Consider the following 13,149-nt stretch of genomic DNA (forward strand, 5'->3'; position numbering starts at 1 on the left):
AACGTCAACCCCTTACTTCCATAACCGGTCTTCATGGAGAATGCCCGAGTCGGAAAGTGCCTTCCACCAACGGCGAAAGGCTTCGTTGATCGACTCGCGTTCATCTCCTTGTGGATAAGGACCGCCATATTGGGTACCGCACACAAGATACGTATTGGTCATCCCCCGATTGGCAAGTTCGTCTTCAATCCAGGCTTCGAACGCTCGAGCAAACAACTCGTGATCCCGTTTCCAATACGGACCACGTGTTTTAGCATCGAGAAGAAAGTTGCTCTCATCGGTGGGAACAAAGAATTCGGTAGGAACCTCCATACCTTCCCTTTCTAAGATGTTGCAATACATGATGCCAATATCCTTAAATTGCCTCAAGCTAATTCGGTAGTTGCTACCTTTCAGTCCAAGTAACGCAGCATTTACGTCATAATTGAACCGTTCCAGATAGTTCACAACCCCCGAAACATAGCTACCAGTCTCACGCAGCAGAGGATCCGGAACGACAATACGAAGTCGTCCTTCACCCTCTTTAATTTCCTTCATCAACTCTTTGAATGCTCTGGCAACGTTACTAGGCAAGAAGCTACCAGGTGCGTTCCCGGAAAGAGCAACCAGCCTCCCATTAGAGAAGTTATGAGAGAATGAGAAAAGGTTCCAGTCCAGTCCGTGAGCCCACTCATGTACGAGGCAGCCTCCGCCCTTCATCTTAGTGAGATTGTAGACGTTAGTGTTCGCTTCGTAATGGGCTGCGAAAGGTCCTGAGCCCCGCGCGCCGAAAGCCATCCCCGTTCTTCCATACAACGAGGCAGCTTTTCTCGGAAGTCCCAGGATTTTTGTCAGATCAGCAAGTGCATTGCCGCAGCAAAGCACGTGATAACGGCCGGCAGCATCCTCGACCCAGTTACCAAACTGCACTCCCCTAAAACCGTAGTGTTCGATCAAATCCTCCGGTTTGTTTACGCCTGATGGCTCCTGTGATTGGCGGACCACTTCCTCGGGTACCTTCCGTTCCCAACGCTCGATATTTTCTTTCCGGGTTGAATTGCCTTCCCGCTTCTTGCCTTCGGCCCACCGCCAGTCTTTCCCCTCTTCCGAATCAAATGCTTTCGAGAAAATCTTGTGATAGTCGGGATAACCTCTTCCTTTGCTAAAGAAGATCGACCGAAAGCGATCGCCGAGAGATAGCCAAAATCGGTATTGAAGCAATTCCGGTTCTTTCTTCAATTTGTGTTCGTAAGTCGAATATCGTGCCTTATACATATCCTCTTTGAGATTGCTTATGGCAGCACGTAGTAAATCTTCTGTCGCGGCCTCCGCAAGTCTGGATCGCAGCTCCCCGACGGCTTTGATGAAATACTCCCGCTGCTGCGGGTCGTCTCCCGGTCGCTGGCAAACCCGATCCCAAATCAGTTTAATGGCATAGGCAGCCTGAGAAGAAAACCCTTCTTCACGGAGCTGCTCCGGCTTAAACTCGCCTAACAGCTCGTTTTTGCAAACCAACTCAAATGCTTGCTTAGGGTCTTCCTCAATAGCTTTCTGCCATTCGACAGAGAACTTGACAGCCGCCAGATGCTTTCTAGCGCCTAGTAGCTCCTCTCCGCAATCGTAAGCGTAGGTTTTCCTGCCCGCACCTGTTTCCGGCGCCTGAGCGGTCGCCAGGACATTTACAGGTGGATCAACTACAGCCACATTCAAAGAAGGGAAATAATCAAAAAGTGAAAAAGAAAGTTGTTCTGCCATCTTTATTACCTCCATAATTCCCCCGCCGCAGGCGGGGGATTAAATGTAATCCGCTCCGCCTCCGGAGAAATCTATGGTCTTCTCTAAAAAAGCTGCATTAAGCGGTCTCCCAGTCATCCCCTAAAAAGTCGGAGGTGGCCCGTTTGGCCTTCGATTTAGAGGGTCTGAAATACTGAGTTCTTCATCCTTCTCCTCGTCTAAGTCCAACGTCGCAATGAAAAAAAACATTCATAAACAGCTTCTTGATCATATCTATTGCCTCCAACAGAATCCCCGCCTGATGGGGTTATTCAGTCAAAAGCCGCTGCAAAATTTAACGCCATACCTTTCGATTGTCGGTGCAAGTAGGACGATGAAAACCAAACTCTTTCATCTTCTCGTCCCGCCAGTTCCCGGCTCCCAGGTACTCGACGTCATTCTTAATATCTTCCATCAAAGAAGTTAGCCGATAATGGCCGGCAAGGGTGTTCAAGCCGGCTAATACGCCGAGGGCAAATTCAAGAGAATAAACCTTTTTCTCAAACATTTCCTTGGCGTGGGTCCGTTCATTATGGATGATGCGGCTGATATCTTGTGGATTAGTCATTGAAATACCTCCAATTTATTTATGCGGTATCCAATTGCGATTTTGCTTTCTCTTCCATGATGCGTCGTATCGCAGCATCGTCTTCCGCAGTCCATTGATCGATCCCTGTTCCGAATGGGTCGAAGATGGGATCGCAAAGCATTCTGCGGAATCCTGTACTCTGAAACGGAAGGAAAGCATAAATCGCTTGCCTGAATCGTTCAGTAACTGGAAAACCTTCCACCGACTCGCGCTGCAGCACCATATGATACGCTGTCAAAACCTCGCTTTCTCGCCATTCGATGTCCAGACGCTTCATGGCTTGCAAAAGATGCGTCCTGCAGTCGATGGTGAGATCGCCGATCCCATTGCCGAGTTTCCCGGGCTTCGTTTTGGCTGTAGAGCCACCGAAGCGTTGGTAGCCCGTCATGCCGCCGTAACGGATGTCTTGTCCAACGGCTTTGAGAATCGCCCTAAACTGGTAATATTTCTCCCATTCAAGATGAGTCGTTTTGATCAAGTTCCCCATGCTCTTGTCATTGGAGATCGTACATAAGTAGCAGCCCATGCGAGCATTCTTCCCGCAAGCCATCATAGCTTCGTTATCATTGACAACGGCAGCTCCAAGGGGGCATTCGTTGCCGGCCGCGCCGCTATAAAAAGCAAGAAGCTCGCTATTGCGAGCACCTTTACGCCACGGGGCCTTATTGAATGCAAGGTAGGTTACAACCTCCTGCCGCGTCCAATCACGGATGGGACTTGCCGTCCGGATGCCCGCGACAGGGTGCGAACCGTAGAAATCCTCGCCAAAAAACTTGACGATGCTGCGCTTGCGTTCTCCTGACTCATTTTCACGGCTTCCAAGAACAAGGCAGGTATCTTCGGTAGCCCCTTCCTCAAGGAAGACAGCTTCGAGAAATTCACGTGCCGGCTCGATCTTCAAGCGTCTTACGCAATACTTGAAGGATACGGACGGCGCCTGATACCCCTTCCCGATAATGCATACCAGGAGGGTATCGTCTTCCCTCGGCTCCACGATGTGATACTCAATCCATGAGAAATTGGCTTTCAGCGTATCACGCATCTCGTGAATAATCGCCTTCACACCCGGATTCTCGACCAACGTATCCGCGCTGATTACCCAAATCTTTTTGGACGGATCCGGATTTCTCAGCGCATGCTCGATCATGAGCTGCAGGGTTAGCCTTGAATCCATTCCACCTGAATTGAGCAATCCGATCAATGAGTGTTCATCATAGATTTTCTTTATTCTGGCGCGAGTGGCAGCGAGCAGGTCCTCGTCTACCTTCTCCAAAATATCCAGGCTTTCTCCTTCGATCACGCGGCTTCGGTCACGTTTCGTGTCAATGATCTCGACGTCGAAGTCAAGAAAAGGTTGGCACCTGTCCTTCGGGAATGACATGGGTTCCTTCCGCGCGCCGTAAGGGGCGAGGGATTGCTCAAATAGATAGATTTCAACCAGCAAGGAGCAGCTTGGATGGAAGGCATACACCTGAAACTTGTGTTTCGGGCTTTGATAATGCCAATCCGCTCCGTCATCGAGCAAAGCATCAATCGCTGCTTGCTCCGGAACGAACATCCGAAACCCGCTCCGTTCCAAGAAGGAAAAGAGCGCGCCGGCTTCGGACCCCTGCTGAAAAATCTCCTTCCAAGTGAACCCGCTATCCGGAGGAATACAATCCTCTTGCGGCTGGTCATTGACGAAGTGATGGAGAACATAGAACAATCCGTGAAAAAATACGGCGGACCAGTCCCGTATCACGCCATGAAATGAAAAGCCGGCCAACTCCATGTAATCCCAAATATCGGTTGCGAGCATGTTATAGCTCTTTAACCGATCAGACACTGCAACCCGATGATTTCTTTCGATATACTCATATCGTTCTTCTATAATCTCTATTACCTCCCTGAATCAAGAATTGTTCATTCCAAAACTTTCTGCCATCGTAGTAGGCAAACCATTCACCCTCTTCTTTCATGACCATCAGCTGTTCGTCGAAATCGTAACCAAATAACGATCCAGGACTGTGTAGATAGTATTCAGCATAAGTCCGGCTTGACGAAAGATGGATGAGGTCGAAGCGGGCATTCGATTCCGACGAATAAAGATACTTCGGCGGATCGCCTGGCTTCGTCACACGCATCCGATAAAAATCGGGTCGTTTAACTTGCTTGGGCAACCGGTTTGGACAACGGACATTTAGCATATGAATTGCCTCCTTGTTTGCGGGCATGAAAAAAAGGAGACGCAAAAAAGACACACGTATGCCGTATGTCCAATTGGTCTCCTTATATCAAACCCAATCTTTATTCGCTAATCAAATTAGCATTCCCCATCACTTCCGAATCACATGAACGGAAGTGAAAATTTTTACGCTTTGTAATGAATCTATTATACATCGAGTTAGAAGAGTTTGTAAATTCAATTGAAGTTATCGCTTCGTTTAATGCTCACCATTCTTCAACATGATACCAACCCCTGACCCGATACCGATAGCTGATCTTGCATAACGATGGGCTAAGTAATAAAAACCAACCGTTGATTGCTCCCCTAAATATTCAAATGATACGGAAATGCCGAATTGATCTTCAATGTCTACTGCGATGGTTAAAATATCGTCAGTCTGTCTTTCATAGCGTTTTATTCGACCGGTAACAATTTGTTCGATGTAATTAATGTCAGAATAGATAATATATTTATGGGGTTTCACTGGTCGTGTTGCAATTATTTCAGGAATATTCATTAAAGCCATAATGAGGCTTCTCAACTCAAGAAAATGAGAGGAATTACTTTTTGTTTCTAAGCTACCATAATCAACGAAAATGCTTCCCATCCCTGCCATAACATTAGCATAACCAAATAGAGCTTGTTTAGGTTTTTGGGAATGGTCGCAGTAAATATGGACCGTATCAACATCCAGGATTCGATTCAACTGATCAGTACTTGGATTTTCGACCGCAGATATTATGGATCCATCCATGCGTTTTATAGGGACTGCATATAATTTTTCATTCGACTTTTTTCGATTTGCTTTGTAAAGACAATTCTTGCAGCAGCATACGCAATTTCTCGGAGTTTTCAGTCCCCCGAGGTTCTTGGGAATCAAACGTTTGATGGTATCAGCCTGTCCACTGCAGAAATGACATTGCCCCTCATCACGATTAAAAAGAAACCGTCGAAATTCCTTCCGATCGTACAACCTTACAATTCGATTCGGTGAGGCGACACGCGCTGCATCTTCAATGACGTACCTTCGCGCTGTTTCGTAATCGATGACTTCACGGTATTTGTCTCCTTTACCTTGAAGAATGTAGAAACTGTGATGAGGTTCAAGTCCTTCTAAGCCTAAGTCAACGGGTTGATTAGTGGAACGAACAATTTCTTTACAGTGCAAACAATACTTCTTTAACTTTGCTTTTGTCCCCTTGTTAGGTCCATCTTCAATTTCGTGGTAAAAATCTATGATTGATTTTGACTCACCACATATTTTGCATGTTCGCGTTGAAACTTTTTGATCTAAAGTATCTTGTGATAGCATACTTTCACCACCATTCATTCTTAGATGAACTGGACTAGATACTATTGATTATATCAATAAATCGAAACAATTAATAAAAGTTAAATTAATGCATTAATTAATTGTAGCTCCTGACCGGTACGTTTCCAGCGGGCGTCGCTCTCGTTCATATGTTTTCCGCCAGCCGTCCGGAGACGATCAGGTGGGTGACGCCCGCGCGCGCTGGGTTCCTGCAGCTCGTTGTCCGCTCCCGGGGAGGAATCGGCAAGTGCCGCCGCCCCGCGATGGTTCATACTACTCCTGCATGGCCATCCCGTCAACTCCCAGAGCGATCGATGGGCGTTCCCGCAGTGCATCGGGTTCACCTGCAAGCAGCCCGGCCGTCCCCGGTCGCCTTATCGTTCTCCGGATCATTCTCCCGATCACGCCGCCGGCCAGTAACCTTCATGCCCATTTGATGACAGCACAAACAGGCCAGCGACGTCTTGCTGGCCCACTTTCATTTGGATGCGCACTCCATTTTACTTATGACACACGGTAAAGCTCATGCTGACTTGTGACTTAGACGAAGATAAGGCTATAACTGCGCATTGCAACCTCAAGTATGTAGTCGAACAAGATGTATGTGTGTGCTTGTGATCCAGTTACCGGCCGGCCTGGATATTCTTCAGTATTACCGATCTATTTTTCTTTTATTCAACATCGAGAATTCCATATTTTTTAAGAATCTGCTTGTTACCTTCTTGTCTATGAAAAATAAAGTATTAGACTAATGTTGCAGATTTGCCGCGGTTTTTGTATCGGAAAATCGTCAGCTTTTAAAAAATAAGTTTTAGACTGCCCCAAGATTATGATATGTTATGAGAAAAAATTAGATAATAAAGTATTAGATTGCTCCGCTGGTGCGAGCTGCAGCCGCTCGGGCCGGCTGCCGTAGCCAGCGCTGGTGCGCTGACGTTCAGTCTACAACTTTATTATCTCAGTCTAATACTTTATTGTTCAGTCTAAATCTTTATTATTCGAAAACACTTCTGAAGGAGCTAGAGAATTTAAAACTTGAGATTTAACCAGATCGAAAAAAACTATGATTTTCTCTTTCTGCGAGGTTTACTACTTGCACACCGTTTACAGCCGGTTCCGAGTCTTACACGGTTGTCGGGCGGCGCCGGATAACTATGCCCTTTCTCACTACAAATCCACCAAACTTTTTCGCGTCTGCAAGGCTTGATTGCGGTCGGAAGCAACGGATAATTTTTCTCATAATCCCATTCCTTCGCGATATTTGGGTATAGCTCAAGAAGCGAGCCTTTTATTGGAGTCACCATCTTCTCGCAAGTTTTACAGCCTACAAATTTGATGCGACTTTTGACTTTCATCCGAACGGAGTGATTGAACTTACAAGTCCACCGAGCATAGATTTGGGTATAGCTCAAGAAGCGAGCCTTTTATTGGAGTCACCATCTTCTCGCAAGTTTTACAGCCTACAAATTTGATGCGACTTTTGACTTTCATCCGAACGGAGTGATTGAACTTACAAGTCCACCAAGCATAGATTTCAGAATTAGGGAAGAGAAGATTCGGGTTTAACCCGATATTTTTTTCATAGTCCCAGAACAATTTTAAATAAGGATACTTGGCAAATAGACCATTTTTAGGATTTATGGCTCTCCTATACCCAGAAACGATACGGATTTTACGCTTCAGAATTTGATTGAGTTCGAGTATTTCATTCACTGAAGCGGGAGTGTTCTCCACTGATTTGATGTGCCTGAATTGAGGCTCTGAGAGTCGTACCATAAGATCACCTGGTAGATTTGAGATTAATTGCTATTTTTATTTTACCATAATTTTTACAAATTACTCTTTGAAAAAGAAAAAACGAGGAGGTCTCCCTCCCCGTTTCTCTAAAATTATTCTCTGTCCGGTTCATCATAAACAAGAAAACTTGGTTTCTCCCCAACAATTACACGGGGAATCGCTTCATCCATAAAGGGCTGAAATTGGGAAAGCGTCACATCGACGTATAGTTCTCCAACTTCCACCCATATATGCTCTTCATAACCGCGATCCGTGTTTATGCACGGATCATCATAAATAATCCAACCTCTAACCGTTCGATGCTCGATCCCTTGCTCCGTCATCAATTGTGAAAGAAGGTCCGAAGCTTCACCGCATTTCCCTTGAAATCAGTAGTATTAGCTGCCGTACTTTGTTTCCAGCAACTCTTTGACTTTCGAGGCAATCGTGAACACCGAATCGAATAATTCTTTTTTTGCTATTTGCTCCATTTGCTATATGCACTCCTTCATCCGTAGCTATATTGCCTGCTACGCGAATACAAATCCGATTTGGCCGTCTTGGTCCCGGGTCCATCCAACATCTTCCTGTTGTTTTCTTACACCGGCATACCGCTTAAAGAACATCGAAGCGATCTCATTTGCCCAAGCACGAATGACGAGTCCGCAGATTGATTGTCCAATCATCTCGTAGATTCGATAGACCGGAATATGTGACGGGAATTCGAACCATTCGGGGATATGAAAGATGCGACGAAGTTCATTCACGGACAGAAACCGCCACTGGGTTCCGTCCTCGTTCAGCACATAAGAGTTGCTGGCGCATTGGGAACGATATCGCCGCGGGATACACTGCAGCTCGATACAGTCTGGTTTCACAAAAGTCTTCTCCGTACTCCGTTCTGCCCACGAATTCCCTTTCTCGGCCTTCGACGAGAAGCTTTCAAACCATGCTTCCACCGATTTCCATTCATGCTGTGTACCTCTTGGGTCCAAAATTTCACGTAATTTGAACCGACGAAACTTTGGCGGCTTTGGTACACGAAACAAATCGAAGTCCTCTTTCTCACGAAGGTAGACGGCATAGGATCGGGTCCGATGCGCGATGCTACCGAAGTCGTAGCTATCGATCTGGATAGGACCGATCAAGTATGGAAAATCGGGTGTAAGCAGTTCTCTCAAATCTGAGTAGCTGGTAGATTCATAGAATGCGGGTACGTTCTCAAAGAAAATGCAGCGCGGCTCAGCAGCCTTCAGAATTTTATAGGTGCCGAGAATGAGATTGTTGAAGTACCCCTGTCCGCCATCCCCCAAAGACGAATGTTCGGCGCAGTCGAGCGTAACGAAGGCAACGTTTGCTTTGGCCACGGTATGACAATCCCTTAAATCCCCTTGGAAGAGAAACGAATGCCTGAGATTATGCTTCAATACCTCCGCGCTATCTTCTTCGATCTCGACCTCCTGAACGGCCGTATAAGAATGCGTGTCCACGAACATGGATGATCCTAGCCCTGCGCCGGCGCAGATCGATAGCAGGCGAATACGCTCGTCTGAAGGAGAATCGAAGGTATCGCTCTCGAAAAGGCGATAGCGAAGCGGGCGGACAACGACTTGTGAGTAGCTATCGTGCCGGAAGACACTGATCTCGATCTTATCTTGGACACACAAAATGGATGAGTATTTGGCGCCGCAAGTATCGACGAGTGGCCTCGGCTGTCCACTATTACGATTCACCCTCGAAGAAACGCTAACTTCATAAACGCTGTCACTATCCTCAAAAGGCTTATTTTGAATAAGAATCATCTTCTCATTCTCATCCACACGGACAAATAAGTCTGAGCCCGGCGTAAACCCCGCGGTCTCGCACACAAGCGATTGCAGCCAGAGACGGGGAGCATCGTGCTTCCTACTGACCGTATAAACCTTTTGAAGTAGGAGTTTTGAGATATTCATTTGGGACGTCCCAAACACGGCCGGGGGAAGCCCCCGATGGCGTGCAAAGGGACTTCCTCCTTCCGGTTAGGAGTATATTTATTACCTATCCAACCCGCTTCGAGACGTATTCATGTCTCGAATCACTTTCCGAACAACGATCGGGTTGGTAATTGCAAGAAATCGTTCAAGGTCATTGTTCTCGAGGGCATCCAACATGTCCGCAATCTGAGAAGGCGTCATTTGAGATGTCAGCTCGAGAAAATGCGACTTCAAGGCATCCAGCTTTCTTGCCTCTTCCTTTGCTGCTGTGGCATCCTGAAAGCTAATTACTTTCGACATCACACCCGTCCCTCCTTAAAACACAAACGCCAGCTGATCAGCCGTCACGTTTTTGTTCGGGATGGCTGGGATGAGCTGAATCGGCGTTTCCTCTTCATCATACCCCTCCACTTGGCCCGGACGGGCGTACCAAGGCGCATACCAATACATCTGAATGGTACATAGCTTGACGGCTATTCCGGAAATATCCTGACCGTAGCCGCGAAGAAAGTAATTGGATGCCGGCAGCAGCATGGCACCGCATCCGACACAGGAATCGAGGACGGTTTGCCGCTTCATACGCTCCGGCTCACCACCGCCATGCGCCAATTCGACCATCATACGGGAGATGTTAAACGGAGTCGGGTAATAGCCAAGACCTGACTTATAACCTTTACCTGTCTCGTCGCATAAAACCCCGGATAAGTAATCAGTCGGGTTATCGAGTACAAGGAATAGGTCGAACTCGCGGTAATAATGCTCGTTAAGCTTCTCGGATATCCGTGGCTTTTCGTTTGTGGCAGCAAGGCCCCATAGGAGCCAATCTGCAAAGTTGTCGATGTTCGCTTCGTGATGATTCAAACAGCTTGCGAACATTTTCTTCGTTGCTTCAGCCGCGGGGCGCCACGGATCCGTCCACGCTATTTGCGGTATCGGGCCGCTTCCTTTTATCGTCCCCTTCATAAGTACGTCGGTCCAGTATGACCAACGCCCCCACAACAAATCGTCGTAAGTAAATAGGTAAGGCATGAGCCACCCTCGCTTCTCGAAGACGTCTGCATGGCTTTGTGGCATGCCACCGATGGCCGTAGCATATGCGGCAATTTCATGCGGGAGCTGGTCGAGTCGATCCGTAGGAAAACGGCCTATCCTATAAAAGTGGCTTTTATCTTTCTGCTTGGACATGTTCAATTGTCCTCCCTAAAAATACCTCCCCACCTGCACGGGGAGGTTAAAGATTCCCTGTGCAGGAGGGGCAAGCATATTTAGGGATTAGCAGATGATGCTAAACCGCGTTTCGGAGGCAAGAAAAGGTTTGGGGCTGCGGCGCCGGCTTCCTTAGCTCGATGTCTCGAGCGGTAAGTACCACAGCAATCCATTGCTGCCCTTCCCATTTGCCGTGCCGGTTCACCATCTCCGAGGAGTTCCAATAGTGGTTCACTTTCAAGGTATAGAGCGTTTCTCCGCTCTCGCCCTTTCGTACCCGAAGCACTTTGGCAAAGCGCCCCCGCTCCTCTACGTTGGCAACGATCTTCACGATATCATGTTCTTTTATCTCGACATGCTTTTTCTTCATAGCGATCTCTCTCCGTTTCGTTCTGCTTTCTAATTGTAGGAACGAGCGTTCAAAACGGCATCAGCCATAAACTGCTCGAGTGATTTCTCGACTTCATACAGTACCTCAATGACCGACATACCATTTTCTTTTTCAAATTGTCGAAACGCCCACATCATCGTTACACCTGACCGGATTTCTTGGTTCACAAATCGAAGCAGCGCTCGATAATGCCTCTCGCCCGGATTCTTCGATGTGTCCGGCTCTGTGTAAACAAGCGAGCGGAGCCTGGTTCCATGTTTACGATCATGATCACGCAGGCAGTTGCAATAGAAAGCATTGTAAACCCCTGCCGCTACGATATTGGCCATCGTATCCAGGTCGTATCGATCGAGAAAACGATGATATCGAAGATACCCAACAAAGTCTTCGATCTCGAGGTAACGGGACTGCATGTTCCTCATCTTATCAAACAAATCGATCCGGAAAGCAATCGTTTGAAAATCGGAATCCTCAGACAATTCACCATTACCGTCCAAGAAAAAGTAGGCAATGCATAAATGTTGATCATCCCATTTCTTTAGCATGCATTCCCCAATGTTACCCTCATACATTTTTACGATATACGTAAGGCCAACCTGCATCTCCGAAAAGAGGATATTGCCGATCGGCACCACGTTATGTCCACCGCATTCGGGGCAATCCGGATTGGATCCGTTGCAGGTACAGCTCCGTGCATAAGTTAAATCGGTATATGGATTTTTCATATTTATGGCCTCCAGTAGATACCTCCCCTAGCTGCACGGGGAGGTTGATGAATTCCCTCTGCAGCAGGGGTAGTCTCTATGGGGTTAAGCATCAAGTCTAGCTCACAATCCGATGATGTTTTTCGAACATCAGTTGTTGGTACATGGCCTGCGCCAGAGCCGAAGCAACCGGGTAAGCCACACAATTACCAATGCATCGGTACTGCGCGGTTAGTGGTACATCCGCCGGCATGATAAAGGTGTCAGGAAAACCGGAGAGCCGCAGCGCCTCTCGTACCGTGATTCGACGATTTTTGACAGGGTGTAAATGCTCCCTACCATCTTTACTGATATGCGCCGTGATCGTCGGGCTTGGCTTGTCCCATTCCAATCTCCGCATCCCTCGACGTTGATTCCGCGGGTTCAAGATGACATCAATAATTCGCTCCGGTGTCGGACTTTCCCACGTCACGGTATGATTGGGAAAGGAGCCGAGAACCCGATCGCGCGGACCGATGGTGTCCGGAGCGGGCAAATTACCGATCGCTTCCCTTACGGTTCGTTTGATTTTCGGGGGATTAGGAAAGCGGAAATGAAATCCCAAATCCCGGCGGATTCCGGCGACAAAAACACGATCCCTGTGTTGAGCAACACCAAAATCGGCGGCATTCAGTATGCACCAGCTGACGTTATACCCGATACGACCGTAGCCAGAAAGCAGCCGCTCAAACGTTCCCGGGTGTCGCTGAACGAGTCCGGAGACGTTCTCAAAGAGAAAGAATTCGGGCTGCAGCTGCTGGGTAATCTCCTGATATACCCAAACGAGCCTACCATGCTCGCCGTGTTCACCTCGATTTGCTCCGTCTGAGCTGTAGTCGATGCAGCTTGGCCCGCCAATAAACCCCGTTGCCGGGGAAATACGGGATATAGGCACCTGCGTAATATCTCCAACCAGGACGTCTCCTCCAATGTTTGCCCGATGAATTCGCGCGGCATGGGGGCTAAATTCGTTCGCCCAATGAATGTCGAACAAGTCCTTGAACCCATAGTCAAGTCCGCCCATACCGGAAAAGAATGACGAAACCGTCGGCTTTTCAAAACGCTGCATGTATAAGTCCTCATTTCGCTGTGAAGCTCACAGTTCTATGAGGACAACCGATATGAGAGATGTCGGGTCATCGCTCCGCACTTGCCAAAAGGGTTTCTATGCCCGCCCCTTTTGCTTGCGACGATTTTATGA

14 protein-coding genes are annotated in these 13,149 nt (G+C 47.6%); all 14 read right to left on the minus strand.

All coding sequences use genetic code 11. The features are described from left to right. Positions 1-12: 12 nt before the first annotated feature. The 14 genes from AC0LWT_RS24150 to AC0LWT_RS24215 all read right to left on the minus strand — a co-directional run bounded on the left by AC0LWT_RS24150 (position 13) and on the right by AC0LWT_RS24215 (position 13,017). Positions 13-1,734, minus strand: a complete 1,722-nt coding sequence (locus tag AC0LWT_RS24150) for an LPD1 domain-containing protein (RefSeq protein ID WP_474683842.1) — start codon at positions 1,732-1,734, stop codon at positions 13-15. A 313-nt stretch (positions 1,735-2,047) separates the two neighbouring features. After that, complete coding sequence (locus tag AC0LWT_RS24155) at positions 2,048-2,320, minus strand: hypothetical protein (RefSeq protein ID WP_474683843.1); 273 nt, start codon at positions 2,318-2,320, stop codon at positions 2,048-2,050. A gap of 19 nt (positions 2,321-2,339) precedes the next feature. Continuing rightward, entirely contained in the window at positions 2,340-3,899 is a 1,560-nt protein-coding gene (locus AC0LWT_RS24160) for a phosphoadenosine phosphosulfate reductase domain-containing protein (RefSeq protein WP_474683844.1), read from the minus strand. Positions 3,900-4,194: 295 nt separating this feature from the next. Continuing rightward, on the minus strand, positions 4,195-4,527 hold the full coding sequence (locus AC0LWT_RS24165; protein WP_474683845.1) for a hypothetical protein: 333 nt from the start codon (positions 4,525-4,527) through the stop codon (positions 4,195-4,197). 237 nt (positions 4,528-4,764) lie between these two features. Beyond that, positions 4,765-5,859, minus strand: a complete 1,095-nt coding sequence (locus AC0LWT_RS24170) for an HNH endonuclease (RefSeq protein WP_474683846.1) — start codon at positions 5,857-5,859, stop codon at positions 4,765-4,767. Positions 5,860-6,920: 1,061 nt separating this feature from the next. After that, positions 6,921-7,214, minus strand: coding sequence for a zinc-ribbon domain-containing protein (locus tag AC0LWT_RS24175; RefSeq protein ID WP_474683847.1), 294 nt, complete (start codon positions 7,212-7,214; stop codon positions 6,921-6,923). A 19-nt stretch (positions 7,215-7,233) separates the two neighbouring features. Then, on the minus strand, positions 7,234-7,635 hold the full coding sequence (locus tag AC0LWT_RS24180; protein WP_474683848.1) for a zinc-ribbon domain-containing protein: 402 nt from the start codon (positions 7,633-7,635) through the stop codon (positions 7,234-7,236). Positions 7,636-7,748: 113 nt separating this feature from the next. Further along, the gene (locus AC0LWT_RS24185; RefSeq protein ID WP_474683849.1) at positions 7,749-7,982 is read right to left on the minus strand and encodes a hypothetical protein; all 234 of its coding nucleotides are present in this window, start codon (positions 7,980-7,982) and stop codon (positions 7,749-7,751) included. Between the two features lie 183 nt (positions 7,983-8,165). Further along, on the minus strand, positions 8,166-9,587 hold the full coding sequence (locus AC0LWT_RS24190; RefSeq protein WP_474683850.1) for a DNA cytosine methyltransferase: 1,422 nt from the start codon (positions 9,585-9,587) through the stop codon (positions 8,166-8,168). A gap of 81 nt (positions 9,588-9,668) precedes the next feature. After that, on the minus strand, positions 9,669-9,908 hold the full coding sequence (locus AC0LWT_RS24195; RefSeq protein ID WP_474683851.1) for a hypothetical protein: 240 nt from the start codon (positions 9,906-9,908) through the stop codon (positions 9,669-9,671). Between the two features lie 15 nt (positions 9,909-9,923). Then, positions 9,924-10,793, minus strand: coding sequence for an N-6 DNA methylase (locus AC0LWT_RS24200; RefSeq protein WP_474683852.1), 870 nt, complete (start codon positions 10,791-10,793; stop codon positions 9,924-9,926). 100 nt (positions 10,794-10,893) lie between these two features. Beyond that, positions 10,894-11,184, minus strand: a complete 291-nt coding sequence (locus AC0LWT_RS24205; RefSeq protein ID WP_474683853.1) for a hypothetical protein — start codon at positions 11,182-11,184, stop codon at positions 10,894-10,896. 29 nt (positions 11,185-11,213) lie between these two features. Further along, entirely contained in the window at positions 11,214-11,930 is a 717-nt protein-coding gene (locus tag AC0LWT_RS24210; protein WP_474683854.1) for a hypothetical protein, read from the minus strand. Between the two features lie 97 nt (positions 11,931-12,027). Further along, positions 12,028-13,017 (minus strand): DNA cytosine methyltransferase, encoded by a 990-nt coding sequence (locus AC0LWT_RS24215; RefSeq protein ID WP_474683855.1) that lies wholly within the window; start codon positions 13,015-13,017, stop codon positions 12,028-12,030. Between the last annotated feature and the right edge of the window lie 132 nt (positions 13,018-13,149).

It is taken from the genome of Paenibacillus sp. sgz302164, assembly GCF_056120505.1.

Excerpts from the sequence above, each read along its gene's own strand:
- AC0LWT_RS24195 (WP_474683851.1), bottom strand. The coding sequence starts at position 9,908 with ATGTCGAAAGTAATTAGCTTTCAGGATGCCACAGCAGCAAAGGAAGAG.
- AC0LWT_RS24170 (WP_474683846.1), bottom strand. The coding sequence starts at position 5,859 with ATGCTATCACAAGATACTTTAGATCAAAAAGTTTCAACGCGAACATGC.
- AC0LWT_RS24205 (WP_474683853.1), bottom strand. The coding sequence starts at position 11,184 with ATGAAGAAAAAGCATGTCGAGATAAAAGAACATGATATCGTGAAGATC.
- AC0LWT_RS24200 (WP_474683852.1), bottom strand. The coding sequence starts at position 10,793 with ATGTCCAAGCAGAAAGATAAAAGCCACTTTTATAGGATAGGCCGTTTT.
- AC0LWT_RS24165 (WP_474683845.1), bottom strand. The coding sequence starts at position 4,527 with ATGCTAAATGTCCGTTGTCCAAACCGGTTGCCCAAGCAAGTTAAACGA.
- AC0LWT_RS24160 (WP_474683844.1), bottom strand. The coding sequence starts at position 3,899 with ATGTTCGTTCCGGAGCAAGCAGCGATTGATGCTTTGCTCGATGACGGA.
- AC0LWT_RS24155 (WP_474683843.1), bottom strand. The coding sequence starts at position 2,320 with ATGACTAATCCACAAGATATCAGCCGCATCATCCATAATGAACGGACC.
- AC0LWT_RS24190 (WP_474683850.1), bottom strand. The coding sequence starts at position 9,587 with ATGAATATCTCAAAACTCCTACTTCAAAAGGTTTATACGGTCAGTAGG.
- AC0LWT_RS24215 (WP_474683855.1), bottom strand. The coding sequence starts at position 13,017 with ATGCAGCGTTTTGAAAAGCCGACGGTTTCGTCATTCTTTTCCGGTATG.
- AC0LWT_RS24175 (WP_474683847.1), bottom strand. The coding sequence starts at position 7,214 with ATGAAAGTCAAAAGTCGCATCAAATTTGTAGGCTGTAAAACTTGCGAG.
- AC0LWT_RS24210 (WP_474683854.1), bottom strand. The coding sequence starts at position 11,930 with ATGAAAAATCCATATACCGATTTAACTTATGCACGGAGCTGTACCTGC.
- AC0LWT_RS24180 (WP_474683848.1), bottom strand. The coding sequence starts at position 7,635 with ATGGTACGACTCTCAGAGCCTCAATTCAGGCACATCAAATCAGTGGAG.
- AC0LWT_RS24150 (WP_474683842.1), bottom strand. The coding sequence starts at position 1,734 with ATGGCAGAACAACTTTCTTTTTCACTTTTTGATTATTTCCCTTCTTTG.